The sequence below is a fragment of the Reticulibacter mediterranei genome (assembly GCF_016587455.1).
Genome location: NZ_BNJK01000001.1, coordinates 2818439 through 2845431, shown reverse-complemented (window position 1 = coordinate 2845431; position 26993 = coordinate 2818439). Strand labels below are relative to the sequence as shown.

Genomic DNA, 26993 nt, shown 5'->3' with positions numbered 1-26993 from the left:
GGGAGTTAGTCTGCAAGCACCTGGGCTGGATTTTCATCTTCCGCAATGACTGCACGGCGTTTGAAGCCAAACCAGTAGATTGCTCCTACGACGAAGAGAACGAGCAGCGAGAACTCAAAGATGGGAATATTGCCCAACAGGGGGACACTGGCCAGGGCGGGAAAGGCTCCACTGAGAGCAGGGTTGGTGTTGCTACGCAGGCCACCGAACCAGAGGAAATTGATAATCATCAGCCCGCCGTAGAGCAGGGCCAGAATGTTGATTGGCAAACCCCAGCGTCCCAGACTGAAAGGTGCCTTTTCGTGCGGCCAGTTGCGCAGTCGGGCCAGCAGAGACGCAATATTGTTCATGAAGTACGAGAGATAAATCAGACCAGTTGCCCCGGTTACAAGGACTGCGATGGCATCGCTATACAGAAATGGGAGCAGTGATAGAACAGCAACGGCGATGCTGGCCCAGAGGGGCGTATGGAGTGATGGATGCACGATACCCCATGCTTTCCCAAAGGGAAGGCGACCATCGCGGCCCATCGAAAACATCAGCCGAATTGTGGCCGATTGAATGGCGAACATACAGACGCAGACAGCGAGAAAGACCACCCAGAGATAGATATCTCCCCAGAACTGTCCCAGCGCATCCTGAATAATCGTTGGCAGCGCTCCTGTTGGGGGAACATTGGGATTGGCACCACCAGCAATGGCTTCAATTTTGGGCAGATCCTTAATGGCGAGGATGGTGCCACCCAGAAAGAGAAAACCAGCGATGGAGGAGAGGCCCAGCGACCAGAGAATGCCGCGCGGTGCATTTTTCTGGGGATTTTTTGTCTCCTCACCAAGCGTCCCAGCGGTATCGAAGCCATAAATGACAAAGAGCGACATAAAGAGTGCCGCCAAAAATGCACCTGCATAGGAGGTATCGAAGCCCGGCGTCCAGGGATTGGCGGGTGTTTGCAGCACTGGATCTTTGGGCGATGGCCCGCTGAAGAGGAAGCCGATCCCCTGCTGATGAAAGAAGAACAGCAGCACCAGAGCAAATCCAATCATACCGACGATCTCAGCCGCCACGCCGATATTGTTAATGATCGATAGCAAGCGTACACCAGCGACGTTGATGACGGTGCCGATAATGATAGCGAGCACCGCAATAAAGACGGGAGCCTTCAAGCCCATGATCGTTGCAGGCAGGCCGGGGAAGATGGCCTGTAGAGGAATAGGAATGGTGAAGGCGACAGAGGTAATGGTCAGTATACCAGCAAAGAAGTAGATCCAGCCGGTAAACCAGCCCAGATTGTAGCCAGAGAGCCGCTTGCTCCACTGGTAGATCGAGCCAGCAATGGGGAAATGCGATGCGAGTTCGGCGAAGTTTAGCGCTACAAGGAACTGTCCGATTGCTACGATAGGCCAGGTCCAGAAAAAGGCGGGGCCGCCAGCCAGGATACCAAGAGAGAAGAGTGCAAAGGTGCCGGTGGAGACAGAGATGTAGGAGAAGGCAACCGCGAAGTTGGAGAGAAAGCCGAGCGTCCGTTGCAACTCCTGTTTGTAGCCGAAACGCTGAAGGAGCGCCCGGTCTCGTTCTTCCTGAGTTGGATCGATGTGAGCCATTGATACATTGCCTCCTTATGCTAAGACAACTCCCTGCATCAGGAAAACAGAATAAAAAAAGCCGCTCATCATGAGAGGATTGAGGAAAACGTCGGGCGATGGATGGGCCTGTCCTCGCCCATTGACATGGATAGAAAGGACAAAGCACTACAAATTCACGATATTCGTAGAGGACAGGAGTAAAATACGAAGGATTCGTACAATTTTGTCGATAATACTGTGAAATTTGCAACAATATCGTACCTATCAAGAAGTCTACCATAGAAATTGCGGATGAGCAATGATAATCAGCGTTTTTATATAGACCTGAAGCGCATATAAAAATGTGACGATGTCCTCTATTGATGAAATAACACGTTGCTTTTTCATATTGCACGTGTTAAAATAGAAACTACTAAATAATTTGCAACTTACAAATAGTAACGAGGAGAGCATATGAGCGAAAACAGCGCAAACGATTGGAATAAATCGATTATCGAGGAATTTCGGGCCAATGGTGGCAAAGTTGGTGGCCCATTCGAGGGTGCCACCTTACTCTTGCTCACCACCACAGGAGCCAAAAGTGGCAAGCAGCGAGTTTCGCCGTTAGCATATACAGCCGATGGCGACCGCCTCGTTATCATTGCATCAAAAGCGGGCGCGCCAACCAATCCCGATTGGTATCATAACCTGCTGGCACATTCCACTGCAACCATTGAAGTAGGCACAGAGCAGTTTCAGGTGAAAGCAACATCAGTGCTTGAAGAGCCGGAGCGCTCGCGTCTGTATGCAAAGATGGTAGCGAAGGCGCCCGGATTTGCCGATTATGAGCGGAAAACTACCCGCAAGATCCCGGTTGTTCTCCTGGAGAAAGTAAGTTAAGCAGCGAGAGAGGCAAAGCTCTTGCCTCAACTCGTATGTCATGGGAAGTGACGAGCTGCCAGGTGGTAGCTCGTCACTTTTTTCTATGCGCTCATTTACCGATCAAGAACGAAACTTGCGCTCATGCGTAAGGGTGAGACAGATTGCATCCTTGCTACATAGAGCATACAATAGCCGTAGATGTATAGGAGGTCTGAAACATCTCAGCTTTGTAAGCTGTAACAGTTTGCAGCATGCTGATGATGAACCGGGCAGACTTGATTTCATTGCAAACAATATGTGCCGTGAGGGGTTCTATCGCGGTCAAATATTTTTGGGAATTGAAAGGATATGTCAATGCGCAGTAAGATCACTGTCGTTGGTGCTGGCTTTGTGGGCAGCACTCTGGTCCAACGTCTGGCGGAACGCGACTATGCTGACGTAGTTATGTTTGATATTGTGCCGAATATGCCACAGGGTAAAGCTCTCGATATGTTAGAGGCTGGCCCGGTGCTTGGCTTTGATTCGCAGGTTACAGGCACTAACAGTTATGAAGATACAGTTGGATCGGATATCGTCGTGATCACTTCGGGCTTTCCGCGCAAGCCAGGGATGAGCCGCGATGATCTGGTCAAAAAGAATCAGGAAATCGTCTCTCAGGTGACAGAGCAGGTCGTGACCTATTCGCCCGATAGCATCATTATCGTCGTTACCAATCCGCTGGATGCGATGGCGCAACTGGCGCACAAAGTCAGCGGTTTTCCCCGCGAGCGCGTGATCGGTATGGCTGGCGTGCTGGACACCGCACGTTTCCGCACGTTTATTGCGCAAGAAGTTGGAGCCTCGGTGAAGGACGTGCAGGCGTATGTACTGGGTGGACATGGCGATACGATGGTGCCGCTTTCTCGCCTGTGTACGGTCGCTGGTATTCCGATTGCGCAGTTAATTTCAGCAGAACGGATCGAGCAGATCGTTCAGCGCACACGCGACGGGGGAGCGGAGATCGTCAAATTGCTCGGCACTGGTAGCGCCTATTTTGCTCCTTCGGCCTCTGTGCTTCAGATGATTGACTCGATCATTCTGGATAAAAAGATGATCATGCCATGTGCCGCCTATCTTCAGGGGGAGTATGGCATTGAGGGTCTCTACGTTGGTGTGCCGGTCAAACTGGGGGCCAAAGGGATCGAGGAGGTCGTAGAGATAGAGTTGACGCCAAAGGAAAAAGAACTCTTGCAGAAATCGGCGGATGCGGTGAAAGAACTGGTCGCCGTCATGGGCATATAAATTAGCAATATAACGTAACATCAGGCATACATTGCGTCACAGGGATGATAGGTGAGAGAGCAGGTGAGGGGTTTGCCTCTACCTGCTCGTTTACTACAAAGTCTGTACTGCCATGTCTGTTGGGGGTCGTCGGATCTTGTCTAATAAAGGCATATCTGCTATGCTTTTCTCGAACAAGATTCGTCTGTGTGGATACGTGGCATCGGGAAGGAAAAGACTTTCTCTGCTTGAGAGGTGGGTGGTACATAAAGTCATTCCCCAGAGAAAGGAACACACCTATTCCAGAAGGGGTAAAAGGTATGAATACAGTTCTTACCCTGGCAGGGACCACGTCAGGGGGGCTGATAAATATTCTGCTCGTGCTTGTTTTGGTGGTGGCGGCAATCCTCTTGATTATCGCTGTCTATCTGATTCGTAGCTCGCGCCGTTCGGTGAGTAAGCACGCATATGAGCCGCAGGTGGCGCAGTATCATGTGCAGGATGCTCTTTATCAGGATGCCGCAAAGTCATCATCCGACAATCAATCAGAGGGGTGGCAGCAACGCCCGGTCATATCCCAGCCGCTAACGGTACCCGATGCGCTCAAACAATGCCCATTCTGTGGTACTGATGTGATGCCAGGAGGTATTTTTTGTCTCTATTGTGGTCAGCGTCTGCCGATACCCGCGCCGCCTGGATCGCCATTTCCAGCGAGCCAGCCAGACGAGGCGGCGCAGAAACCAGAATTGATCTCATCAAATCGTCCTTCTCTCTCCTCATTCGATGAAATAGATGAGGCACTCGCCAGAGCAGTAGAAGAGCGACCTGCGCGAGTTGAGGCCGCTGTGGATGAGCAGCCAACGAAGGTTGAAGAGGCGGTGGTCATTGCCAGGCCGTCACAACCGCTAGAAGAGCAACCAACACAGATGGGAGACGCACTCGTCGAAGCAGAGCCGCCGGTAGAGGAGCAACCAACGCAGATGGGAGACACGCTCGTCGAACCGGAAAAACTGCTAGAGGAGCAACCAACGCAGATGGGAGACACGCTCGTTGAACCGGAGCAACCAGTAGAAGAGCAGCCCACACGTGTTGAGGAGGCAGTGGAGCCTGAGAAACAGGAGGAGCCGGAACAGGTTGAGTTGGAAGAGGAAGCGTCTGCCGAAGCAGAATCGCTAGCAGAAGAGCAGGCTATACAGGTAGAAGTAACTGACGCAACTGTAGAGCAGGAGCAACAGGCAGAGGAGCAGCCAGCGGAGGAAGCGGCTGCGATTGCTGAACCTGAGCAACCAGAGGAGGTTGTTGAAGCAGAGCAATCAGCGGAAGAGCCAGTTGCACAGGCGGAAGAGATGGCACAACTGGTTGTGGAGCAGGAGCAACAGGCAGAGGAGCCGGCCCCACAGATGGAAGAGATAGCACAACCGATTGTGGAACCAGAGCAACAGGCAGAGGAACCACCCGTACAGGCGGAAGAGGTTGTGCAAACCTCCGTGTTTGACGAGTCGAAGGACTGGGACGAGTCAAAGGAATGGATAGAGGAGCAACCGACGCGGCTAGAAGAAGCAATACAGATTGTGAAGCCAGTGGAGGAGCCACATCCGGTAGCAGTTGATGAGGTTGTTCCCCCGGCGCAAGCGGCAGCTGCCGAAAATATGGTTGAGCAATCTAGCTATTTGATCCTGCGCAAATTAAATGGTCAGCAAATCAAGGAATATCCTCTGAATAAACCGGTGCTTACTATCGGGCGTGGTCGCAGCAACGATATCGTGATTCCCCGCGACAAGCTCACCTCGCGCCTCCATGCGGTGGTTCGCTATGAGCAAAATCACTATGCTTTATATGATGAACAGAGCGCGAATGGCACCTTTGTGAATGGCGACGAGATTGAAGCTGGGGTGCCACATGTCCTGCAAGATGGTGATACTATTGGCGTTGGTGCCTATGAGTTTACCTATCGCACCGAAGCTTTGATGCATGAAGTTGCTCATGTATCTACCGCAAAAGCGAGCGTCGTGACCAATGTGCTTCCTCTGCAAGAACTGTTGCCAGAGCAAAAGCATGAGGGGGAGAATGCGATCACGATTGATGGTGTCGAGGAAGAAGATATTGATGAAGGCGTGACACCTGCACGCCTGATAGCGATATCACCAGCACAGGTGATGGAGGCGCGAGCCAGCGCAGAGCGGCCACAAGAGAATCCTGTAGCTCCAGCACATGAGACGCTCTTTGAACATCTGCGCTTTACCGCTTTTCATCCCAAAGAGGTTGCAGTAGAAACCTGGAACTCGCTGCTCGTCTACACCTATATCGAATCCGCGCTGGAGAGTATCTATCAGGATGTGAACCTCTTGTTGCGCGAGACCGAGATGGGTGATGGGGTCGCCAATAAAGTCAATCCCTTGCTGCCACATGGCACCAATATTACGATTGTGCCTGAATGTCGCGGCGTCCTGTTTAATCCAAGACGGGTGACATTGCAGTGGTCTGAGGATTGGCATCGCTCAATTTTTCGCTTTTCGGCCCGACGCGATCTGGCCGGCTTGTCGAGAAATGGCAGGATCAATATTTTTGCTGGACCCTTGCTGGTGGGTACGCTGAGAATGGCGATGCTGTTCGAGGAGCAGGAACGCATTGATCCCTTAATCGAGGATGCCGCGATTAGCACGAAACCCTATCAGGGAATTTTTGTATCATATAGTCATCATGATAAAGTTGTGATGCAGGCCTGTCAGGATATGTATCGCACGCTTGGTTTTGATGCATTGTTGCAGATCGATCAAATGCGTTCGTGGCAGGAATTGAGCGCTTCAGTGCGGGCGGGGATTGAGCAGGCGGAGGTGTTCCAGTTGTTCTGGTCGGAGCATGCCGCGAAATCGGAGTATGTGAGACAGGAATGGGAATATGCTCTGAGCCTGAATCGCGGGGAAAGCTTTATGCGCCCGGTGTACTGGGAGGTTCCGCTGGTGAAGCCCCCCGATACCCTGGCCCCGTTTTACTTTTCCTACTTACCCACTTATGCGTTCACTTCTTCATCCTCGTCATCCTGATCGTCAGAGAGAAAAACCTCGTCCTCATCTGAGCGCACGAGGTTTTTTATTTTGCCGTCTTCTTTCTCTTTTCCGGCAATGACAATGATGTACTCTCCTTTCAACTTTGCCTGTTCGATAGACGAGAGCAGAGCAGAGATGGAACCACGCTCGACCTTCTCGAATAGTTTGGTGAGATCGTTGGCAAGCGCTGCCTGGCGGTCGCCGAAGACCTCCAGTGCATCGCGCAAAAAGGCTTCTACGCGATACGGGCTTTCGTAGAAGATCAGGGTATGAGGAGCATCTTTATCGATTTCCATAAACTTGCGCCGCCCTACCGATTTGCGCGGAGGGAAGCCGCGAAACGTGAAGCTATGGACGGGAAGCCCGGACAGCACCAGCGCCATAATGAGACCGGTTGGACCGGGAATCATCGTTACTGGAATCTCAGCGGTAACGGCGCGTCGTACCAGCGTAAAACCCGGATCGGAGATGCCCGGTGTGCCGGCGTTGGTGACAACAGCCACAGACTTTCCCTGCTTAAGCAGCTCCTCGATACGCTCGCCGGCGCGCTGTTCGTTATGTTCATGAAAAGGAAGCTGTGGCTTGTGAATATCAAAATGCTTGAGCAACAGCCCGGTTTTGCGTGTATCCTCGCTGGCAATGATATCGACCATGCGCAGCGTTTCGAGGGCACGCAATGAAATATCGTTGAGATTGCCAATAGGTGTAGCAACAAGGTAGAGCATAATACGATTATTTATGTTCCTCTCGCAAATTTTGTTCGCGCAGTTTCGATAATTGCGCGAGCACCTCTTGTCGTTTGACTTTCAATGTATGTGTTCGTGGAAAATCTTGCTCAGGCCAGACGGTGAAGCTTTTAATCTGTTGATGGGGAGCCAGCTGTTTGTTTGCCTGCTGGATAATCGCTTTCGCTTTTGCACGTTCTCCATCTTCCATCAGGAGGATCGCATGCACCTCTGGCCCCTGTCCATGCTCTTCTAACCCGATTACAACAGCGTCTTTCAATACATCCTGCGCCTGCAATGTAATTTCTACATCTTCTGGATAAACGTTCAGGCCGTTGGGCAGCACGATAATGTTTTTCTTGCGACCTTTAATGTGTAGGTTCTTGTGAGAATCGAGATATCCTAGATCGCCAGTAGCGTACCAACCATTTTGCAGAGCCGCCGCCGTCGCTTCAGGATTTTTCCAGTAGCCAGGAGTGACGTTAGGGCCGCGAACCAGGATCTCACCATCGTCAGCGATGCGCACTTCGATGCCCGGGAGAGCTTTGCCAACCGATTCGATACTATGGTCGTTATAGGGATTGGCCGACACGACGGGCGAACACTCGGTTGTGCCGTAGCCCTGGATGACGCGAAAGCCCATCTGCTCCCAACGGCGGCCCAGATCTGGTGGTAGATATGCTCCTCCACTTACAAAGAAGCGGAAGCGGCCCCCGAAGCGCTGATGCACGGCCCGAAAGAGGAGGGGACGAAGTGCGAAAGGAACATATTTTGCTAGTGCATGGAGTGCCTCCCATTGCTTCTCTTTATGCTGACGACGAACCTCGCGCTCGACTCCATTGAGGAACAGTTGTAATGCCTGGGGAACCAGGACCATCACTGTAGCGTGCTGAGTAGCAAATAATTTGAGCAGCGTATCGGGCGAAAGAGAGCGAGCGTAGACGATGCTGGCCCCCGCATGGATGAGCGCCAGGTCGATAGTGAGTTCAAACATATGCGAGAGAGGGAGGATCGAAAGCGCACGATCTGAGGAAGTGATGGGTAGAAATTGTATTGCTGCCTTTGCGTTCGAAGTGATGTTGCGGTGGGTGAGCATAACGCCCTTTGGCTGGCCGGTTGTGCCAGAGGTAAAGACCAGTTCGGCCAGATCCTGCTCGTCGATGGTGGGAAGCTGATCGGGGAGCAGAGGAGCCTGTGGTAAGTCATCGATATCCAGAAGGGGGAGCGGAGGGCGCTTCAGGCCATCGTATGCCTTGCGCGCCGTCACCAGCAGTTTAGCCTCGGTTGTCTCGGCCAAGCGACAGAGAAAATCCTCTCGACTGTTGACATCAAGAGGGACGACGACCATGCCTACGAGGAGTGAGCCGAGGTAGGCAACGAGCCAATCGATGCGGCTGGGAGACCAGAGCAGCAGGCGGTCTCCTTTAGAGATTGCTTGCTGTTGTAAATAACCAGCAAAGGCATGAACGCGTTGTTGGAGAGCGGAGTAGGTAAGGGAAGACATCTCATTGCCCTCGGCTGGTTCTAACAGCGCGGGACGGTCCCCGAAGCGTTCAACAGTCGCCTGAAAGAGGTGAGGGATCGTATCCATGTAGAAGACCTTCCTTGAATAAATAAATAACTAGCACTAGATATTCGATAGCATAACCACAGTAATTGTGTTCCGACCGTGTTGCTGAAAAGATTGCAGAAAAAGGCTGCTAGTGCAGTGTGCATTATAGTTTAGTATGTGCCATCTGCCTAGAGTGTATCACAAGAAATGCTATCAAGCAGGCATGGAAGGAGAAAATCATCCAGGCTGTATGATCCCATTACTGGCTGATAGATTGAGAGAGCAAAAAGTAAGGGGCAAATGTACTGTATACTGACTTATTATTATGCACTGTACTACCCATATGTTACAATCAGGGATAACTGAAACATTCTTATGGGCATAATGGTTGAACAATATAAATGTAAAACCTGGTTGTTTTTTATTTCAAAACTATTTTATGACTAACTGATGTAGTCATGGTGGTGATTCTACAATAGGACTACGACAAAAGTTCAATATGTATTGACTTGATTCATAAGAGTATGGTAGACTACGGAATGTGAAACGTTATCTAGCGAATTGCTCTCTTGTACCGGTAAGCCTGACGATAAAAGAGGAAAAATTACAGGGGAGTTGTTACAGGGTTTCACAAGATATGAGCATGTAGCTCATTGAAAAAGTCGCAAGATAATTGCTATAGGGTGTGCTGAAACATTTAGAATACAAGCCATTCGTACTATTCTTTGAAAGGAAATCGTTCCATGCCATCCCTCGAAACTGCAAATGTGGGTAAGGCGGTTGCTGCAAGAGTCGGTACGAATATTCGGGAAGTTCGTACAAAACTAGGAATGACGCAAGCGCAACTGGCCGCACCCGAATTCTCAATCTCTTATATATCCGCCATTGAGAGAGGAAAAATTCGCCCTTCTTTGAAAGCTCTCTCTATTCTGGCGCGTCGTCTGGATGTCCCCTTAACATTCCTCCTTGAGGGGTCGCCATCTGGTGCAGCGGAAGCACGGGCGGTCGGCTATTCCCCAGCCGATTCCGGGCCAGACCAGCGCATCGATGTTGACTTAATCCAGGCCAATGTGCTCGTACAACAGGGCGCGTTCCAGCAGGCGGAGCAGTTATTGGCTCCCATTCAGCCCGAACGAATTACTACTGATCAGGTCTATCGTCTCTACCTTTTGCGTGGTCAGGTACATTTAGGTGCCGGTGAATATCAAGAAGCCGTAGTCGATCTGCGTTCCGCAGTTTCTCAGGGAGAAGCTCTGACCGACAGCGAGTACACGGAACGTGCGCGCAATCTGCTAGGAAAAGCGTACTTCTTACTCTATAACTACACGCTGGCGATGGAGAACCATCAGCGTTGCAACACAGCCATCGAAAATGGGCAGATTGGCGATCCTGTCTTCTGCCTCGATGTCTTTAGCAATCTAGCCAACGACTATTTCCGGCTCGGTGATCTCGAAAAATCTGTCGAGTTCTATCATCGCGCATTGGACTTGCTGGGTTCTGCCAATCGCGATAGCAAGAGTTTTGCACAGAAGTACATGGATATCAGCCAGCATTACAAGGCGGTCGGCAAACTGCCAATGGCGCGCGAGTATGCATTACGCAGCCTGGCTGTCTATGAAATGCGTGACGAGCAACGCCTGGTTGGTCTGACCCATCAGCGGCTCGGCAAAGCGCTGGAGAAGCAAAGTAACCTGGAGGATGCCGAGCAGGAGTATCGGCAGGCGATTGCCATTGAGCGCGAACTCAATGACGAGGTATCGGCATCATTGTGTCATACCAGCCTGGCAGAACTGTTGCTCAAACGCGGACAGAAAGCAGAGGCCGAGCAGGAGGCGCAGGAGGCACTCACCTTTGCACGTTCCAGCGATGATGCACAGACACAGGGTCAGGCCTTGATTGCTCTGGCACAGATTCACCACCAGAACGGCGACTTTGCTTCTGCTGATTCGCTCTTTACACAGGCTCTAGAGCTACTCGATGCTTCGCAGGCGCATGAAATTGCGGCCAGTGCCTATTTCCGTTTCGCTAATCTTCTCGAAGAGCGCGGAGAGGTTCAGCGCAGCTTGAGTGCCATTAAAAAGGCATACGAGCATCAGCGTTTGGGCAAACGCGGCGATCTCGAATAGGAATAACTTGTAAGAATACTGAAAAGGGGTCAGGGAACGGGTCACTCGTTCTCTGACCCCTTTTGCTTATGCTCAGATATTTATTGCGTCCGGCGCGTATTCCTTGTACAATGCAGGAGATAGATTTTTTTTGTGATATGTAGAATTGTTTTCACAAACCAATCAATACGCGCCACTAGTATATATTGTTTGTGGGCATCACGGAGGATTTCCCGCATGCCATTTACTGCACACGACTTGAGGTATCATCCAGAGCAGAGTTATCCGTTGCTGTACGCGTACCTGCATCGCAATGCCCAGCGCTTCCTGGGTGCGCTCAAATATGATGCATTTGAGGTGGATACAGTGATCGGGCATGTGGTAGAGCAACTGGTGCGCCTCGGTCTGTTTGGCGGAGGTGATAGGACATCGCTCTCTGCACTGGACCATCTCACTGATGCACAATTTTATGCCTTTCTTAGCCGGAGCGTGCGCAATAAGGCGATTGACCGCTTACGCAAACGCCGTCTGCAAGTCAATAGCGCCGCTGAATTAGAGTATCCCGACGACGAGGGAGGAGATGATAATCCATTGGAGGGGGCGGTCGAATCGCTCTGGGGAGAGACACCATTTGCAACACCAGAGGCAATCACGCTCCATCTTGTATCACAACACGAATTACGCAATGTGTTAAAACACTGTATCTCAGCATTGAAAGCAGCTCCCAACCAGTTGCAGGCCGTTTTGACGGAGTTGCAAGAATTGGGAGCCGATGAATTATTAGGAACTATTACGGAAGATCTTCATCTGTCTGAAGCCACCTCTATTAATCCCCATATGAGCCAGCATAAGGACCATGCACACCGCAAATTGCGCCATTGTCTCCAGCAACAGAGTTCTAATTTGACAGTTGCCGTTGCTTTGCGTTTGACTGAGTGTACGACACAAGCAACAGGCACCAATACCTATACGGTAGATATCCCAACCCTGGCACAGGAGAATATGCTGGAAGAAGAGGTGCGGTCGGGGTTGAAGGCGCTGACAGCCGAGGGCTTACTGCACTGGCAAGGTGAGGATGTTGTCAGCCTCACCAGCGCTCAGAGAAGGCGTCTGGCGCGTTTTTATCGGGATGAGTAAGCAAATATTGCCACTCCGATCACCAGATCCTGCTGGTGGTCGGAAGTAGTAGTAAGCTCCTGGAGGAGACAGATTATGAACGATGCATTCCTGCCTGGTGGACCGACCGAGCCGGGTGACGAGCAGGTACGACTGGCCCGCTGGTTACAACAAGTACTACATAGAACTCCACACGAAAAAGTAAAGACCTCGCTAGCTGGTGAGAGCGATCATCAACTGGAACTGATGCTGGATAGCGACTATCATTTGCATTTCTATCAACAGTTGCCCGACTTTATCATGGCCCTGCTTTCTCATGATTCCCAGGCAACGATTCGTTATGCTCCCTTGCTCTATCATCTGGCTGGCTGTGAAGAATGCCATCATGCCTATCTGGACCTTTACGATTCGCTGCGCGAGGCAATCCATCCCCAGGAATCGCGCCCGCTGCTTGGTCAGGGAACACGAACATTGGAGGCGACACCTCAACGGATGCTCGGGCATCTCTGCCTGACATTGATCAGTCAGGCAGAAGCGATCTTGCAACAGGCCAGACGTGATCATAGCAACGAAGAAAGCTCGGCCCGCGCCCTTCTACAACTGGCCTTGCATATCAGCGCGCGCATTAATCAGGGCAACGTTCGCCGCTATGCCTTGCACGATCTGGTGCGCGTAGCCACGCTTTCAGACCACTCTGAGCCACCCCGGGAGGATGACCCGCAAGTCTATGCATATACTCCCGCAACAGCAGGTGCTGGAGCGCGACGTGGTAAGAAGATTGTACGTCGGGCGGAAATGTTAACGCGCTATTCCCATCAAGAGGCTCCCGTTATTCATTTGCAAGCGCGTTCTCTGACTGGCACGATCACGCAGAAAGGACAGATGCTAGAACTGCACCTTCAGGATCTTGACTCGGCACTGCGTGGACATCCTGTGATAGTCTCTGTACCGCTCGGTTCTTTGCTTGAGCCGATTCGCTGGATTGGTGGCAATCCACGCTCGATTCGTAGCTCGACGGCGGTTGATGCATCCGGGTCGGCAACTATTCTTCTGGGACAGACGGAACTGAGCCTTGAAAAGCAGGAGGATCGCAACTTGCTGGAGGCGATGTTCTTGCTGTTAGAGGTGCGTAGTGCTGAAGGATGGAACCGCGCGAGCTAAGAGTGGAGCGCGAGGAAGGGTGTTGCGTGTCGATGAGAGAAACAACTGGCAGGGCCAGCATATGATTGTGTGTTGGCCGCACACATAATCAGATACATCCCTGCCATCATATCCCGTCTTTGTGCCTCTGTTGTATCATAGAACAAGCTTGCAAGGGTTTGGTACTGATGCTATTTACCCATCTTTTGCTGGCTCTGAAAGGCACGTCTGAAATATGCAAATGCTTCGCGCTCTTTCCCATGTTGTTCCAGGATCTCGGCGTAATTGACCGATTCGTTGGCTAGCTCTTCGTGGCGGCCCAGGCGCTCTAACATGCTCAGGCCAGCTGTGAAGTGTTGGTCGCCTGCCTCCGCAAGAGACTGAGCGTATTCGATGCGTCCAAGTGTAATCAGGACCGTTGCTCTGATCAACGTGTCGTCGAATGGTTCTGTCAATGTCAATGCTCTTTGAGCATTCTCGGTCGCCTCAGTGAGCGCCTGTTGCTGAAAGTACCACTCGGCATTGGTGTTTAAGATGCTCGCCAGCGCCAATGTATCCTGTGTTACTTGCTTATCTTGCAGCGCCGTGTCAAGGAAAGTTCGCGTCTCCTCCGGGTCTCCTTTCAAATTCGCCTGCCCCAGATAGTGATACAACTCACTACGCAAATGTTTCATGTTTTCTTTATCGCTCGAATAGAAACACTTATAAGCGTATTGTGTGGCAAGATCATACTCTTTATTTGCCCCATAACGGCAACTCATATCCAGATAAAGCTGCTGAATGGCTTGAATGGTCGTATAATTAGCCGTCGCTTCTAATGCTTTATGAAACATTTCTAATGCCTGTTCCACATTATCCAGATGTGTATAGTGCTGTCCCATATGCATATATACTTGTGTAGCAAAGAACGGATCATGCGCTTCTTGGGTCTCCAGTAAGTGCAGACAACGTTGATGAGACAGGATCGCCTGTGGATAATTGCGCATAGCTGCATAAGCTAATGCAAGCCGGTCAAGAATACGTACCGTCAAGTATTGGTTGTTTAGTTCTTTGGCAATTTGAAGCGCTTCATTGAGTGCATCCTCACATTCCTGAAATTGTGCTACTGTAAAGTAAGCCAATCCGAGTAAATAGCGATGCTGCAATTGTTGTTGACGTTTTAAACGTTTGATGGAAATTTTGCTTAATTGTGTAACAACTTTTTCCGCTTCCCCCTGCCAGATCTGAAGATTGGCCTCTAGCAAAATGGCATCCATCTCATCGTCTTCGCGCTCTGGAATGTTGAGTTGCGCTCCATGACGGTCTTCAGACTGACCCCGGTGTGGGAGCAGCTGCGTGGAAGATAGCCCCAGACGCGCGGCCAGAATTTCTAACGCTCGTAGCGAAGGGTGAATTTGCCCTCGTTCGATTGCCGAAATATAACTGACTGAAAAATCGGGGGCCGCAAGTTGACTTTGTGTAAAACGCTGTGCGATTCGGGCTGCACGTAATTTTTCCCCTACTGTTTTGCCAATTTTGCTTGATGCTTCAGGGGACATAGACGCCTCCTTGAATGGTTTGTTGAGAACGTGTGTCAATAAATACACAAAGTAATGGTCAAACGTATTGTAAAATACACCTATGCTTTCTGTCAATATGTTAGTGCTATAAATATTAAAGAGATACTCATACAGTTTTGCTTGTGTTACAAGTAAAGTTCTTCTCGGACTCCTCTAATGACGGAGCAAGTGAGCGCATGCTATAATGCTTTCCCCATCTTCCTGGCGTCAAAATGTAAGCATGATGTAGTGAAGCTATCCTGTTGCTCTCTCCATTTCTCCTCTATCTCTGTATTCTAAGATGTATATATGCCTATATAAAGAACTGGATTTCTCTGTCAATTTGTGCTACGTTCTCGTTCAATCTCAGACTGCCAAGCAGCCAGAAATAAAAGGAATAATCGCATTGAATTTCAACTCAAAGCGAGTAACATCAGCCGTAATTTTCTTGGGGTGCATCTGTGTGATAAGCTGATAGTATCTATTTGAGAGACTCTTGATAAAGAGACGCCTGCATTAGCGGAAAATAGTCCATCATCTCTATATTATCCTGGGAGTTACAGCAATGTTTCGTTTTCTCACGGCGGGGGAATCGCATGGCCCCTGCCTGACTATTATTGTAGAAGGTTTGCCTGCCGGCCTGACCGTTGAAAAGACCATCATCGATGCAGACCTGCGGCGGAGGCAAGGTGGTTATGGACGCGGCGGACGCATGAAAATCGAGAAGGATGAGATTCGTTTTCTCTCCGGTGTGCGTCACGGCAAGACGCTGGGTTCGCCTATCACAATGCAGATTGAGAATCGTGACTGGGTGAACTGGGAGGAGCGTATGAACGCCGCGCCCGTCGAGGCCGAGATCGATCATGTGACGCGAGTACGGCCCGGTCACGCCGATTTTACTGGCGCTATCAAATATGGGCATAATGATGTGCGCAATGTAATCGAGCGTTCCAGTTCGCGCGAGACCGCCTCGCGTGTCGCCGTTGGTGGCCTCTGTCGCCAGTTTCTCGCCCAGTTTGGCATAGCAGTGCATAGCCATGTCCTCTCAGTGGTCGAGGTCGGATATGAGACGCTGCGCCCGATGACGCCCGACGCTTATCCTGAGAGCATGTGGGACGTAGTAGAAGCCTCGCCCATGCGCTGTGCCGACGCCGATCTAACCGAAAAGATGATTGCTCGTATTTTAGAGGCCAAGCGTGAGGGCGATACCTGCGGCGGCGTCTTTGAAGTGGTTGCGCTCGGTGTCCCTATCGGCCTGGGCAGCTTCAGCCAGTGGGACCGCCGCCTCAGCACGCGTCTGGGCACGGCAATGATGAGCATACCTTCCGTGAAAGCGATGGAGATCGGCGCTGGCTTCGGCACCACGCGCACAACCGGCTCACATGTGCATGATGTCTTGCGTCGGAGCGAAGATGACCGCTGGTTTCATCTCAGCAACAATGCTGGCGGTATTGAAGGTGGCATCACCAATGGCGAGCCTGTGGTTGTGCGCGTTGGCGTGAAACCGATCCCCACACTGGCACATCCTCTGCCTTCGGTCGATATTGAGACGAAAGAGAATATCGACCAGAGCCGCTACGAACGAAGCGATGTCTGCGTGGTTCCGGCAGCCGGTGTCGTGGGCGAGGCGATGATGACTATGGTGCTCGCTGAGGCGCTGATCGAAAAATATGGCGGCGATAGCATCGATGAGATGATGAAGCACTATCGCTCCTGAGCCGTTTTGCAGTAACGAGCAAGCAGAGAGATGGCTGTGTTGAATCTATCGAGACTTCAACATGGTCATCTCTTCTTGCGTATAGAATAGGAGATAGCCTCTGCTACCTATGGTCTTGCCAATAAAGAGGTGCAATGGTAGATTCCTTAATAGACGGAAGTGAAAAAATCATCCAGATCGTTATGAATAATATAATTAGGTAAGGATTCGCGATGAGTATTAGTACCGGCATACGCAGGCTGACGCTCTTCTTTGTTGTTATGTTTGTTGCATTTAGTGGTGGACTGGTCTACTGGCAGGTGGTGGTGGCGAAAGAGGTGACGGATAACCCTCATAATGGTCGCGCCTGCCTGACCGATAACGCGCCGGTGCGGGGACGCATTTTTGACCGCAACGGAGTATTGCTGGCGGAATCGAAGGCTTCAAAGGCGTGTGGCTATGTTCGTCATTATACTGAGCCATCATTGGCAGGTTTGATCGGGTACTATGCCGGCCCAAACTTTCCCGCAACTGGCCTTGAGAAGCAGTACGATGATTATCTCAGCGGGCGTCTGGGTACGACTATGCTAGATAATACGATGAACAGAGTACTGCATCGTCCTCCAGTCGGCGATGATATCTATCTGACCATCGATGTGCGCATCCAGCGTATCGTCAATAAACATTTTGATGATCCTGTGCCGATTGATAACGACAAAACCTTTAAGACTGATCGTGGCGCGGTTGTTGTGGCAGATCCCAAGACGGGCGAGATCCTGGCAATGGTGAGCCGCCCCAGTTATGATCCCAACAAACTGGTCGAAGGGCTGCAAGAGAAAGGCGATCTCTCTTACTACAATCAATTGATCAAAGATCCTGAGCAGCCTCTGCTTATGAGACCTCTTCAGTCGCGCTACGTTCCCGGGTCAGTTTTTAAAGCTGTTACTTTGCTGGCTGGCCTGGACTCTGGGAAGACGACGCTCAACGAGCAGTTTGATCGCAAGCACGCGCTTGGACCCATCGTTGTTGGTCAGCACCAGGTTGGTCCGACCGGGAATAACCTTGAGCCATATACCTTCCGCTTCCCGGTGACGACCGAGTACGGTTTCACTCATTCTGATAACGTCATCTTTGCTCAGATCGGAGCCAATATCGGAGTCGATGCCTGGCAGGATTACGTCAAGCGCTTCTATATCACGCAAGATATCCCGTTTGATTTGCCCATTACAAAAGGATCAGTAACGCGAGGCGATCAGGCGCTCGATGTGAACTTATTGGCCGACAACGCTTTCGGGCAGGGCGTAGACTTTGTGACGCCGATGCATATGTCGCTCTTAACTAATATCATCGCCAACGATGGGCAATTGATGCAGCCTATGATCGTCTCAAAGATTGTGGATACCAATAAGAATCCGATGAAGACCAATTCACCGCAGCCGTTGGGGTCAAGGCAGGCCTCGGCTCAAGCAGCGACCGGCGCGAGGCAGGCGATGTATGGGGTGACGCATTGTGGTTCTGGTCTGGTGGCTGGTGTCAATATTAGCACGTCCCCCTGGGGCATCATCTCGAAGACAGGAACAGCTGAGCTTGGTGGAAACCAGCCTGCTCATAGCTGGATGATCACTGCCGCCCCGTACTCAGTGTCAAATCCTACCGAGTTGCCCAAGTTGACGATTGTTGCGATGAAAGAGAACGGTGGTGAAGGTGGCTCAACGACAGGACCGATGATTACCAATATGTACAACGACATTTTCACCAACGTAATGAAGATCCAGCAGCCACCGGCTACCCCCTCAAATTACTGCTATACAACGCAGCTATTGCAATCGTAGTTGCTGGCGAGCGAATGCACCACCCCTGGTGCATTCGCTTTGTTTTATCTTCCCGCCAATCACGCCCTCTTTCCCTTCTTGCGCCTGAGAAAACCGCTCGTGTCTCCACGTAATTTCAGGATGTTTGCCATTGGCAGTGTGAAGTATTTCTCTTGCTAATTGGAATGCATCAATGATACACTTGCTACTAAAAGCGTTCTTGTCGATATACCAGTGCAGCGTGTCGAATTGGAGGCGCGTTCATGAATATCAGTTCCAATATAAGGAAACTAACGCTGTTTTTTGTAGCGCTTTTTCTGGCCCTGAGCGGCGGGCTGGTCTACTGGCAGGTGATCGTGGCCGGCAAAGTAACCGCTAATATTCACAATGGCCGTCCCTGTCTGGCCTCTAACGCCCCTGTGCGGGGACGCATTTTTGATCGCAACGGGGTGCTGCTGGCCGAGTCGAAGCCAGCGAACAATGTGTGCGGCTATCTGCGGCAATATTATGAGCCGTCGCTGGCCGGAGTTATCGGATATTATATCAGTCCTCTTTATCCATCCACCGGTATTGAACATACCTACGATGACTACCTTAGTGGTCGTGTTGGCCTGACCTCACTTGATAATATTGTCAATAAAACGTTGCATCGGCCCCCCATCGGCGATGACATCTACCTGACCATTGATGTGCGCATTCAGCGCCTCGTCAATAAGCACTTTGACGATCCCATTCCTATTGTTCCGGGCGAGACGTTTGCTACAAATCGTGGCGCGGTCGTTGTCACTGATCCGCATACCGGCGAGATTCTGGCAATGGTCAGTCGCCCAGGTTATGATCCAAACAAGCTGGTGCAGACCATCGGGCACGGTGATCTCTCTTTCTATAATCAACTCCTGAAAGATCCTTCACAGCCCTTGTTAGAACGTCCGGTACAGCAGACCTATAGCCCTGGATCAACCTATAAGACGCTCACCCTGATTGCCGGACTGGATAGCGGCAAAACCATGCTCAGTCAGCAGTTCAACAAGGACGAGGCGCGCGGCCCCATCTTTTATAATGGGCAGGCGTTCGGTCCCAACGGCAATAATATTGATGGCTACACGCTGCGTTTCCCGGTCAATACCGAATATGGCTTTACACATTCCGACAATATCATTTTTGCCCAGATTGGCGTCAATACGGGGGCCGATGGTTGGCTTGATTACAACAAGCGTTTTTTAGTGGGGGAGGATACGCCTTTTGACATACCTGTCGCAAAGAGTAGCGTCTTGCGCAATGGGCAGCCGTTGGAAAAGAACGAGCTGGCGGCCAATTCGTTTGGGCAGGGCTATGATTCGATCACGCCGTTCGAGATGTCGCTGATCGACGATGCCGTTGCCAACGATGGGCAGTTGATGCAACCCACGCTGGTTGCAAAAGTGCTAGATCGCACCGGCTCGCCTCTCTTGACCACCACGCCAAAGCCGTTAGGATCTCCGCAAATGAGCAGTCAAACGGCGGCTCAGGTACGACAGGCAATGTTTGGTGTGGTACGATGTGGTTCGGGGTCTGTAGTGAGCCAGTTGTTTACCTCTTCAGCAGGGATTATCGGCAAGACCGGAACTGCTGAGCTTGGTGGAGGAAAAGCGGCCCACTCCTGGATGATTACGCAGGCACCGTATTCGGTCTCCAACCCGACGCAACTACCTGCACTGACCATTGCTGCCATGAAAGAAAATGGCGGCGAAGGTGGAGCGGTCGTGGGGCCAATGATTGCGGCTATGTATAACGACATCTTTTCAAATAACTACGTGAAGGCTCAGTTGCCGACACCACCTGACGCCAATTATTGTTGTCAGACTGGCTTATTGCAGAGGGGATGTCCCGGTTTCTAGCCGTCACCTATGATCTTTGGTCGAAAGAGCTATGCAAAGGCGTGGACGCAGATTAACCAGCATTTATAGCGATGATGAGCAACGAGTACTCGTTCCCAGCCAGCGCATCCGGCAGTATGTATTGGAGCCGCTGGCAACGCTGCTGTCACGGCTGGGGATCAGTCCCGATATACTCTCTTTTACCTCTGTGGTGCTGGGGATGGGGTTCTGCTTGCTGGCCCCCATCTCCTTTACGCTGGCCTTCTGGTTATTAATGGTCTCGCTGCTGTGTGATGGGCTGGATGGAGTAGAGGCGCGTGCGACGGGAAAGAACACGGCGCGTGGCTCTTTTACCGATATGTTCTGTGATCAGATGGTGGTGGCGTTCAGTGTGGCTGGCATGGCATGGAAAGGTCTGGTCCATCCCGCTCTTGCGATCATATTTGTCTTTATCTATACTGCGATGGTAACATTTCTGGTATTGCATCATCTATTGCAGGTTTCTTCACGCTGGATCATTCGTCCCAGCCGTCTGCTGCTGTGCGTTGCCATTGCCCTGTATTTCTTCTTCAAAATTGATCTGCTCAATGCCTTGCTGGGGGTATATCTGTTAACATTACCCCTCCTGGCCCTCAGCTTCTGGCGGCTCCGCAATGCCCTCTGATGCCAACACTTCCTGCTGCAACTCCTGCCAGCACGAGGAGCAGTAACCAGCTGCTACCAGATCGAGCGTCAGGTTGTGGAAATGGTACTCTTCCTGTAATTGCTCGCGGAGATTGCCGAGCAACGTCTCGTCCAGGTGAATCGTGTGGCGACAACGGCGACAGATCAGATGATGGTGGGAGTGACCCTGCGCCGCCTCGTAGTGAGGCTGTTCGCCGGGGAGATGGCTTTCGCGTATCAGGCCCAGCTTCCGCAAAAGTTCCAGGGTACGATAGATCGTCGAGAGGCTCACATAGGGATTGCGCTGTTGAACACGCTCAGAGATCTGGTCTACGCTCAGGTGTTCGTTGGCTTCCTGAATGACGCTCAAGATCATATGGCGTTGTGGCGTCAGACGATAGCCTTGCTTGCGGAGCAGTTCGTTGCTCGCTCGGACGAAATGATGCATGGAGTAGCTCTTCTTCTCTTCTATGAATGGCACATAACCTGTACTCATATCCTAACATTGCGTCTCATACGCGTCAACAAGCTATGATTTTGAGCCTGCCAATCGGAAGAAGTGGTTGTGGTTCTTAGAGCATATGAAGTGTGGTACACTGGAAAGCACTGGTGGGATTTAATCAAATAACCCGGCAACGCTTCATATTTCGTAGTTGCGCGATTTATCGCGCTGGTAGCCCTGAATGCAGATAAGAAGCGGGACGAGCGCGATAAATCGCGCAACTACGAAATACATAGGAGTACAAAAAGATGACATTATCCGGTTTCTGGCGTTCGACACTTGATCCAGAACGCGTGATGAGGGCCGAAATTAAGCATTGGCGAGGTAACGAATGGCAGCAGCGCGAGGAGCAGCTTACGATGGAGGAGCCATTGGAGGTGCGCGTGGACAACCAGAGCGTAGCTGTGATTATGCGTACCCCTGGCAACGATCACGAGCTGGCAATGGGCTTTCTCTTCAGCGAGGGCGTCATTCAGAGCGCGGAAGATGTTGCAGCCGTCGAGATGGTGCATGATGACGAGGGGTTGCCGCTGGAGAATGTGGTGAATGTAGCTTTATATTCATCACATTCTCCTATGCAGACGTGCGCCGTGCCAACGCAGCCGGCAGCCTTTGAGCGGCACTTTACCGTCTCCTCCAGTTGCGGTTTGTGTGGGAAAAACAGTATCGCCGATCTGCTGGTCTCCACACCTCCACTCGAAACAGATTCCCTCCGTATCTCAGCTTCCATCCTGTATACCTTGTCTGAACAGTTGCGTACAGAGCAGCGAGTTTTTCAGTATACCGGTGGCCTGCATGCGGCTGGTCTGTTTACCACGACCGGCGCTATGGCGCTCTTGCGCGAGGATATCGGGCGGCACAACGCCGTTGATAAGCTGGTTGGACATGGATTGTTGCATGGCCTGTATCCCTACAACAAATTCGTGCTGCTGGTAAGTGGCCGCACCTCGTTTGAGATCCTGCAAAAAGCGCTGCTGGCACGCATTCCTTGTGTGGCTGCGATATCTGCTCCATCCAGTCTGGCCGTTGAACTGGCGGAAAAGAGCGGTATTACGCTGATCGGCTTTCTGCGCGATCAGAGCATGAACGTGTATACACATCCTGAACGGGTTATCTCCTGACTTGAAAAAAAGTCCCTTGCGGGTCGGGGGTCGCTACTGTATAATCGCCCTATGCAAAACGATACGATAGCAGCAATTGCCACCCCGCCAGGGGTTGGTGGCATTGGTGTTGTGCGGGTGAGTGGGACTGACGCGTTCAGCCTGGTTGCGCCACTGCTGCGGCGTCCTGGGAAGCCGCAAGAAGTGCCTCCTATCCCGCCTTCTCATATGCTCATCTACAGGCATATCATAGATCCTACTACTCAGGATGTGCTGGATGAAGTCCTGGTAGCCTTTATGCATGCCCCACATAGCTATACTGCCGAGGATGTGGTAGAGATTCAGGGGCATGGTGGACCATTGATTCTTAAACGCATCTTGCGCTCCGTCCTGGCACAAGGGGCGCGTATGGCGAATCCCGGTGAATTTACATTGCGTGCATTCCTCAATGGCCGTATGGATCTGGCTCAGGCCGAGGCAGTGATGGATCTGATTGGTGCTCAGACCGAGGCCGGACAACGATTGGCAATGCAGCAGTTACGGGGCCGTCTCTCCGAACAGGTCCAGGCGGCGCGACAGGCCACGCTTGGTGTGATTGCGCGGATAGAGGCCAGCATTGACTTCCCCGAAGACGACGTGCCCACTCCTCAACCAGAAGAATTGCGACCGCTGATTGCTCTTGCTCAGCAACAGGTTGATCTGTTGCTAGCAGGCTCCGAACAGGGGCGACTCTATCGACAGGGGTTGCGGACCGCCATTATCGGACGGCCTAACGTCGGTAAATCCAGCCTGCTCAACGCTCTTCTGCGCACCGAACGCGCTATTGTGACTCCAGTGGCAGGAACGACCCGTGATACAGTTGAGGAGATCGCCAATCTGCGCGGTATCCCTCTCCACCTGATCGATACCGCAGGCATCACACCGACGACTGATCCAGTAGAACAAATCGGCGTCGAGCGTAGCCGGGCCGCCGCTGAGAGTGCTGATGTAGTTCTGCTCGTCTACGATGGCTCGGAGCCGCTGACCGAACAGGACCGGAAGGTTTCTAGCGAATTGCAGGCAATGGGATTTGGCGAATATATTACCCTTGATGCATCAGCTAATGATGCCTACCAGCATCGTAGACCCGTTGTGGTTGTCGTCAATAAAGCTGATCGACCATTGCGTCTGGAAGTTGCGGAAATAGGGGCTGCATGGCCGCAGGCAACGTTTGTGAAGACATCGACGCTGACCGGTGAGGGGCTTGCTACGCTGGAGGAGGCCATTGCCGATTTAGTGCTAGCCGGAAAAGTATTGAGCAACGAAAGCGTTCTGGTCACGAATGTACGCCATCAAGAGGCGCTGCGTCAGGCCGCCGAACATTTGCAGGCTTCCGTAATCTCACTTGAGCAAGGATTGCCTTTGGATTTTGTCTCGATTGATTTGCGTGCAGCATATGATGCTCTAGGTGAGGTAACGGGGGAGACTGCCAGCGAAGATTTGCTTGACAAGATCTTTAGCGAATTTTGTATTGGAAAGTGAGGTACACATATGAGGCCACAGCCGTTGGGTACCCCTAAGAGGATCATGATTTTTGCCGTCCTGCTGGTTGTGATTATAGCGACGGCGATTCTCAGTTATTGGCTTGCCATCTCGCCCCAGGGACCACTCTCTACCCCGAAAGTCAGCGCGCCTACACGTCCACGTGCTACCCCAACTCCCAGCCCTTCACCAACACCATCGCCAACCCCGACTCCCGTTCCTCTTCCGCCAGTCGTAAAAAATTCTGGCGATGTTAAGGGGATAGAAGGGAGTCCAGGCACAAATTATACTGGTATTTCCTGGGTGCGGCTGGGTTATCCGACCTGCGGCTGGGGCAATCTGACTGGTGCCAATCTGCGTAACGCCGTTGATGATTATCATAAGCAGAATATTCGCGTGTTGCTCACCGTCTGCCAGGGACCAAACGATTCGCGGCTGATTGATCCCAAACGCCTTGCGGATGCAGCTCAAGGCAGGGCCGATGCGGTTCAGTGCGGCAACGAAGAGATGAAATATGATCCCAATGTCGCGTTTCTGTACATTCCCCCAGAACGATTCGCGCAATTCTATGATCAATGCGAAAAAGCTGTGCACAAGGTGCGGCCTGAAATCCCGGTTTTATTGGGTTCGCTCGATCCGCATGTTGGCGGCATCGATATTCAACCGCTTTACAATCAGGTTGGCTATCTCAATCAGATGCAGAGCGCAATGAATAGCACGGTCCATCCTGGCGGCAAGTGGGATTGGCACACGCAAACATTAGGCCTGATCGATAGCTGGCACAATGGCTGGAATGGTGGATATGATCCGAGCGTCAACAGCCTCGCCGGACTATTCTCATTCTGGGCGCAGCAATTTGGCGTTGACCTGAATAGCGGGCAGCTGGGGAAACACCTATGGGTGGTGGAAGGCACTGGTTGCTTTAAGGGTTGTGGTGTGAATCCAGATAGCAGCTATCAGGTCGCCACATCGCATATTCTTGCGCTGATCACCGATGTACAGACGGCATCGCGTTATAAAGTGCCACTATTCTATTTCAGTGGCAGAGATTTTATGGATCAGGGGATTACCTGGCCGATTGGTGTGCTGGATATGAATGGCAATCCCAAGCCACTACGCCAGGATCTCGGCATGGGTGCGCGCTCCTTAACCATGACTTGTGGTTCCAAATCCGTCAACGTCGTGAACCAACTGGATTTGCTGGGAAAGATGTACCAGGGATGCTCATTACCTGACAACTTTGCTAGTATACTGATGTCTTAGCAGGTTGATGTACCTGGTGTCGTGGAAGGTAGGAAGGGCATATGATGATTTTGGGATGAAAGACAATCCAGTATGGTGAAGGAAGGGACCATGAACTTCATAAAGAAGCCCGCTACACTAATTGTGGTTGCGGTACTGATTGTAGGCGCTCTGCTGGGAGTGTTGGCCTATAAGGTGACGGTTGGAGGACAACCGCTCACCACTACGGCGACGCCAACGGTTCCTGTAACCAGCGCTGCAACACCTACCCCGGCAAAAACGACGGCAGGCTTGCCGCCCGTACAAGATCCATCGCAAGTTCTGGGCATCCAGGGCGATAAAAACAGTTCATATCCTGGTATTTCCTGGGTGCGGCTGGGTTATCCGACCTGTGGCTGGGGAAGTTTGCGTGGCAAAGCCTTGAAAGATAGCATTCAAGCATATCATAAGATTGGGATGCGCGTCTTGTTGACGCTCTGCCAGCGCGGGAACAACGCCAGCCTGTATGATGCCGCAACATTTAAGGATGCAGCTCAAGGACTCGCCGATGCGGTGCAATGTGGGAATGAGCAAATGAAGCAGGATGCTGCCGTATCATTTCTCTATATCCCTCCCGATAAGTTTGCTCGCTTCTATGCTATGTGCGAACAGGCCGTCCATGCGGTCCGTCCAGAGGTGCCAGTCCTGTTGGGTTCGCTCGACCCGCACGTTGGAGGCGTTGATCACGATCCCCTGGTGCAGCAGGCGCAATATCTCGATGCGATGCAGAAGGCCATGAACAGCACGGTTGCCCCGGGCAAGAATTGGGATTGGCACACGCAGACGTTGGGCCTGATCGATAGCTGGCATAACGGCTGGAATAGTGCTGGTTATCCCGATCCCAATGTGAACAGTCTTGCCGGGTTGTTTACGTTCTGGGCCGATCAGTTCCATGTTGATCTGAACAGCGGGCAACTGGGGAAACACCTGTGGGTGGTAGAAGGCACTGGCTGCTTTAAGGGTTGTGGCGTCGATGAGAAGAGCGCCTCCCAGGTAGCGATTACGCATACATTGTCGCTAATTACCGATGTGCAAACGGCGACGAAATATAAGGTGCCGTTTTTCTACTTTAGCGGCAAAGACTTTCAGGATCAGGGTGTGCATTGGCCCATCGGTATACTCGACGACCAGGGGCATGCCAAGCCTATACGCCAGGATTTATCAATGGGGGCGCGCTCTCTGGTGCTTTCCTGCTCCTCTGGAAAAATAACGGTGGTTGATCAGCTACAACTGCTGGTGCGGCTCTATAACCGTTGCGCTTTGCCCTCTAACTACACCGATACGCTGCTCAACTAGCCGCTCTTTACCCGGATGCATAAAAGGCCCTATCCCTGAAAAGAGATAGGGCTTTCTTTACTAATTGAAAAGTACCCCCTCTCTTGCTATTTTGTGCGAAGAGCGATACAATACGTCTCCGTCGCCCTGATGAAAGCGATTGTTTACCGGGCGACGATGGTTTCTCTCCTTCCCAAATTTGAAATTTTATAATTTTATAAAATTTCAAAAATTCAGAAGAAAACCTATTGACAAAGGAGAGGGGCTGTGGCATAATACCGATGTCGCCGATACAGACGGGTGAAAAACTCCAGACGATGAACCTCTAAACAAGGTGAACCCTGAAGAAATAAGAACCCAG

19 protein-coding genes are annotated in these 26993 nt (G+C 51.5%); 14 read left to right on the top strand and 5 right to left on the bottom strand.

Going from position 1 to position 26993, the window contains the following annotated elements:
* Positions 1–5: 5 nt before the first annotated feature.
* Positions 6–1601 (bottom strand): amino acid permease, encoded by a 1596-nt coding sequence (locus tag K3T83_RS12095; RefSeq protein ID WP_220203222.1) that lies wholly within the window; start codon positions 1599–1601, stop codon positions 6–8.
* Between the two features lie 435 nt (positions 1602–2036).
* Between K3T83_RS12095 and K3T83_RS12090 the strand changes: the two genes are divergently transcribed.
* The 3 genes from K3T83_RS12090 (at position 2037) to K3T83_RS12080 (ending at position 6748) form a co-directional block, all read left to right on the top strand.
* Positions 2037–2462 (top strand): nitroreductase family deazaflavin-dependent oxidoreductase, encoded by a 426-nt coding sequence (locus tag K3T83_RS12090; RefSeq protein ID WP_220203221.1) that lies wholly within the window; start codon positions 2037–2039, stop codon positions 2460–2462.
* 336 nt (positions 2463–2798) lie between these two features.
* Positions 2799–3725 (top strand): malate dehydrogenase, encoded by a 927-nt coding sequence (gene mdh, locus K3T83_RS12085; RefSeq protein ID WP_220203220.1) that lies wholly within the window; start codon positions 2799–2801, stop codon positions 3723–3725.
* 299 nt (positions 3726–4024) lie between these two features.
* Positions 4025–6748: an FHA domain-containing protein gene (locus K3T83_RS12080; RefSeq protein WP_220203219.1), complete on the top strand. Its 2724-nt coding sequence runs from the start codon at positions 4025–4027 to the stop codon at positions 6746–6748.
* Here K3T83_RS12080 and rsmI read toward each other — a convergent pair.
* Positions 6715–7476: a 16S rRNA (cytidine(1402)-2'-O)-methyltransferase gene (gene rsmI, locus K3T83_RS12075; protein ID WP_220203218.1), complete on the bottom strand. Its 762-nt coding sequence runs from the start codon at positions 7474–7476 to the stop codon at positions 6715–6717. The two genes, K3T83_RS12080 and rsmI, sit on opposite strands and share 34 nt — an antisense overlap.
* A gap of 7 nt (positions 7477–7483) precedes the next feature.
* Positions 7484–9067, bottom strand: a complete 1584-nt coding sequence (locus K3T83_RS12070; protein ID WP_220203217.1) for an AMP-dependent synthetase/ligase — start codon at positions 9065–9067, stop codon at positions 7484–7486.
* Between the two features lie 704 nt (positions 9068–9771).
* Here K3T83_RS12070 and K3T83_RS12065 point away from each other — a divergent pair.
* The 3 genes from K3T83_RS12065 to K3T83_RS12055 all read left to right on the top strand — a co-directional run bounded on the left by K3T83_RS12065 (position 9772) and on the right by K3T83_RS12055 (position 13410).
* Positions 9772–11154, top strand: coding sequence for a helix-turn-helix domain-containing protein (locus tag K3T83_RS12065; protein WP_220203216.1), 1383 nt, complete (start codon positions 9772–9774; stop codon positions 11152–11154).
* A 216-nt stretch (positions 11155–11370) separates the two neighbouring features.
* Positions 11371–12270, top strand: coding sequence for a hypothetical protein (locus K3T83_RS12060; protein ID WP_220203215.1), 900 nt, complete (start codon positions 11371–11373; stop codon positions 12268–12270).
* 75 nt (positions 12271–12345) lie between these two features.
* A complete protein-coding gene (locus tag K3T83_RS12055) occupies positions 12346–13410 on the top strand; it encodes a hypothetical protein (protein ID WP_220203214.1) in 1065 nt (354 codons plus the stop codon).
* A 170-nt stretch (positions 13411–13580) separates the two neighbouring features.
* Here the strand turns inward: K3T83_RS12055 and K3T83_RS12050 are convergent, their stop codons facing one another.
* Positions 13581–14927, bottom strand: a complete 1347-nt coding sequence (locus K3T83_RS12050) for a helix-turn-helix domain-containing protein (RefSeq protein WP_220203213.1) — start codon at positions 14925–14927, stop codon at positions 13581–13583.
* A gap of 565 nt (positions 14928–15492) precedes the next feature.
* Here K3T83_RS12050 and aroC point away from each other — a divergent pair.
* From aroC to K3T83_RS12030, 4 genes are all read left to right on the top strand, one after another.
* A complete protein-coding gene (aroC, locus tag K3T83_RS12045; protein WP_220203212.1) occupies positions 15493–16644 on the top strand; it encodes a chorismate synthase in 1152 nt (383 codons plus the stop codon).
* A gap of 212 nt (positions 16645–16856) precedes the next feature.
* Positions 16857–18455 carry a peptidoglycan D,D-transpeptidase FtsI family protein gene (locus K3T83_RS12040; RefSeq protein ID WP_220203211.1) on the top strand — a complete coding sequence of 533 codons (1599 nt, stop codon included), beginning with the start codon at positions 16857–16859 and terminating at the stop codon, positions 18453–18455.
* Positions 18456–18697: 242 nt separating this feature from the next.
* Positions 18698–20311 (top strand): penicillin-binding transpeptidase domain-containing protein, encoded by a 1614-nt coding sequence (locus tag K3T83_RS12035; protein ID WP_220203210.1) that lies wholly within the window; start codon positions 18698–18700, stop codon positions 20309–20311.
* A gap of 31 nt (positions 20312–20342) precedes the next feature.
* Positions 20343–20954: a CDP-alcohol phosphatidyltransferase family protein gene (locus K3T83_RS12030; protein ID WP_220203209.1), complete on the top strand. Its 612-nt coding sequence runs from the start codon at positions 20343–20345 to the stop codon at positions 20952–20954.
* Here K3T83_RS12030 and K3T83_RS12025 read toward each other — a convergent pair.
* The gene (locus K3T83_RS12025) at positions 20907–21401 is read right to left on the bottom strand and encodes a Fur family transcriptional regulator (RefSeq protein WP_220203208.1); all 495 of its coding nucleotides are present in this window, start codon (positions 21399–21401) and stop codon (positions 20907–20909) included. The two genes, K3T83_RS12030 and K3T83_RS12025, sit on opposite strands and share 48 nt — an antisense overlap.
* A gap of 302 nt (positions 21402–21703) precedes the next feature.
* On the opposite strand from K3T83_RS12025, the gene fdhD reads away from it, so the two are divergent.
* The 4 genes from fdhD (at position 21704) to K3T83_RS12005 (ending at position 26653) form a co-directional block, all read left to right on the top strand.
* The gene (gene fdhD, locus K3T83_RS12020) at positions 21704–22576 is read left to right on the top strand and encodes a formate dehydrogenase accessory sulfurtransferase FdhD (RefSeq protein ID WP_220203207.1); all 873 of its coding nucleotides are present in this window, start codon (positions 21704–21706) and stop codon (positions 22574–22576) included.
* A gap of 51 nt (positions 22577–22627) precedes the next feature.
* Positions 22628–24076, top strand: a complete 1449-nt coding sequence (gene mnmE, locus K3T83_RS12015) for a tRNA uridine-5-carboxymethylaminomethyl(34) synthesis GTPase MnmE (protein WP_220203206.1) — start codon at positions 22628–22630, stop codon at positions 24074–24076.
* A gap of 45 nt (positions 24077–24121) precedes the next feature.
* Positions 24122–25339: a hypothetical protein gene (locus K3T83_RS12010; protein WP_220203205.1), complete on the top strand. Its 1218-nt coding sequence runs from the start codon at positions 24122–24124 to the stop codon at positions 25337–25339.
* Positions 25340–25429: 90 nt separating this feature from the next.
* A complete protein-coding gene (locus tag K3T83_RS12005) occupies positions 25430–26653 on the top strand; it encodes a hypothetical protein (RefSeq protein ID WP_220203204.1) in 1224 nt (407 codons plus the stop codon).
* Positions 26654–26993: the final 340 nt, after the last annotated feature.

What these genes read in the sequence shown, in the direction of transcription:
- K3T83_RS12095 (WP_220203222.1), bottom strand. Translation starts at nt 1,601, where the DNA reads ATGGCTCACATCGATCCAACTCAGGAAGAACGAGACCGGGCGCTCCTT.
- K3T83_RS12090 (WP_220203221.1), top strand. Translation starts at nt 2,037, where the DNA reads ATGAGCGAAAACAGCGCAAACGATTGGAATAAATCGATTATCGAGGAA.
- mdh (WP_220203220.1), top strand. Translation starts at nt 2,799, where the DNA reads ATGCGCAGTAAGATCACTGTCGTTGGTGCTGGCTTTGTGGGCAGCACT.
- K3T83_RS12080 (WP_220203219.1), top strand. Translation starts at nt 4,025, where the DNA reads ATGAATACAGTTCTTACCCTGGCAGGGACCACGTCAGGGGGGCTGATA.
- rsmI (WP_220203218.1), bottom strand. Translation starts at nt 7,476, where the DNA reads ATGCTCTACCTTGTTGCTACACCTATTGGCAATCTCAACGATATTTCA.
- K3T83_RS12070 (WP_220203217.1), bottom strand. Translation starts at nt 9,067, where the DNA reads ATGGATACGATCCCTCACCTCTTTCAGGCGACTGTTGAACGCTTCGGG.
- K3T83_RS12065 (WP_220203216.1), top strand. Translation starts at nt 9,772, where the DNA reads ATGCCATCCCTCGAAACTGCAAATGTGGGTAAGGCGGTTGCTGCAAGA.
- K3T83_RS12060 (WP_220203215.1), top strand. Translation starts at nt 11,371, where the DNA reads ATGCCATTTACTGCACACGACTTGAGGTATCATCCAGAGCAGAGTTAT.
- K3T83_RS12055 (WP_220203214.1), top strand. Translation starts at nt 12,346, where the DNA reads ATGAACGATGCATTCCTGCCTGGTGGACCGACCGAGCCGGGTGACGAG.
- K3T83_RS12050 (WP_220203213.1), bottom strand. Translation starts at nt 14,927, where the DNA reads ATGTCCCCTGAAGCATCAAGCAAAATTGGCAAAACAGTAGGGGAAAAA.
- aroC (WP_220203212.1), top strand. Translation starts at nt 15,493, where the DNA reads ATGTTTCGTTTTCTCACGGCGGGGGAATCGCATGGCCCCTGCCTGACT.
- K3T83_RS12040 (WP_220203211.1), top strand. Translation starts at nt 16,857, where the DNA reads ATGAGTATTAGTACCGGCATACGCAGGCTGACGCTCTTCTTTGTTGTT.
- K3T83_RS12035 (WP_220203210.1), top strand. Translation starts at nt 18,698, where the DNA reads ATGAATATCAGTTCCAATATAAGGAAACTAACGCTGTTTTTTGTAGCG.
- K3T83_RS12030 (WP_220203209.1), top strand. Translation starts at nt 20,343, where the DNA reads ATGCAAAGGCGTGGACGCAGATTAACCAGCATTTATAGCGATGATGAG.
- K3T83_RS12025 (WP_220203208.1), bottom strand. Translation starts at nt 21,401, where the DNA reads ATGCATCATTTCGTCCGAGCGAGCAACGAACTGCTCCGCAAGCAAGGC.
- fdhD (WP_220203207.1), top strand. Translation starts at nt 21,704, where the DNA reads ATGACATTATCCGGTTTCTGGCGTTCGACACTTGATCCAGAACGCGTG.
- mnmE (WP_220203206.1), top strand. Translation starts at nt 22,628, where the DNA reads ATGCAAAACGATACGATAGCAGCAATTGCCACCCCGCCAGGGGTTGGT.
- K3T83_RS12010 (WP_220203205.1), top strand. Translation starts at nt 24,122, where the DNA reads ATGATTTTTGCCGTCCTGCTGGTTGTGATTATAGCGACGGCGATTCTC.
- K3T83_RS12005 (WP_220203204.1), top strand. Translation starts at nt 25,430, where the DNA reads ATGAACTTCATAAAGAAGCCCGCTACACTAATTGTGGTTGCGGTACTG.